General features: G+C 40.3%; 1 protein-coding gene. It reads left to right on the top strand.

The features are described 5' to 3' along the window. The first annotated feature begins 156 nt into the window (after window positions 1–156). Window positions 157–1,020 carry a GTPase family protein gene (locus VPNCDNU1_RS28170; RefSeq protein WP_104403448.1) on the top strand — a complete coding sequence of 288 codons (864 nt, stop codon included), beginning with the start codon at window positions 157–159 and terminating at the stop codon, window positions 1,018–1,020. Window positions 1,021–1,093 lie beyond the last annotated feature (73 nt).

Genomic DNA, 1,093 nt, shown 5'->3' with positions numbered 1-1,093 from the left:
CATATATGTGAGCAACGCTGCCACGAACCCAACCTTACCACCGTAAACACAGCACTGAAAGATAGAATGTAAAATCCCAAGCGTTGAGAATCACTCTTGAATGCTTTGTTATGAAATTATAGAATGACGTTCCATTATTAGACATGGTACGCAGAAATGACCCAAGCCCAAAACGAAAAGCTTATTAACGAAATCAAAGAAAAAGTAAAAGGGATTCGAAACTACCGACCTAAAGTTGGTATTTTTGGTGTGACAGGAGTCGGAAAATCAAGCCTATGTAATGCTCTGTTTGGAAAGGACATTGCACCTATCAGCGATGTAGCTGCATGTACTCGTGAACCTAAAGAGGTTCTTATTGGAGATGAAAAAACCGGCATTACAATCGTAGATGTTCCCGGTGTTGGTGAAACACCAGAGCGTGATGAAGAGTATTTTGCTCTCTACAAGAGTCTAGTTTCTGAATTAGACTTGGTAATTTGGGCAATAAAGTCTGATGACCGTGCCTATAGTGTAGCTTTAAAGGCTTACAACGAAATTCTTCTTCCTGCTCAAGAGAAGTGCCCAACTATTTTCGTAGTTACGCAGGTAGATAAAATCGAGCCACTATTTGACTGGGATATGAGTACCAACCAGCCAGGCTCTCAAAAAGCTGCAAATATTGATAAAAAAATCATCGAAGTATCGACGGCATTCGATGTTTCAGCACAGAACATTGCCGTGGTATCTGCAAACCAAAAGTACAATCTCATTGAATTGATGGACAAAGTGGTTGAGGTACTTCCAAACGAAAAAAAGTTTGCGTTCACGAGAGAAGCGAACGAGGAATACGTATCCCAAGATGCAGCGCTGGAAGCGGAACGTGGTATTTTGGATTACATCAAAGATTTTTGCGGCGACGCATATGATGCAGTTAAGGACAACGTTATCGACGTCGTAGTTGAAACCGCTACAAAAGCAGCTAAAAGCGTAATCAAAAATGGAATAAAATACGGAGCTAAGCTACTCAAAGCTTTATTCTAAAATTTAGACATTTGAGTTTAAGCTAAGTCACTGTGACTTAGCTTTTCTTGCGAATTTCATAACGCCAGCTTAA

The sequence above is a fragment of the Vibrio penaeicida genome (assembly GCF_002933855.1).
Taxonomy (GTDB): Bacteria; Pseudomonadota; Gammaproteobacteria; order Enterobacterales; family Vibrionaceae; genus Vibrio; species Vibrio penaeicida_A.
Note: the sequence above shows the minus strand (reverse complement) of the source record. Positions and strands in the feature narration are given on the sequence as shown.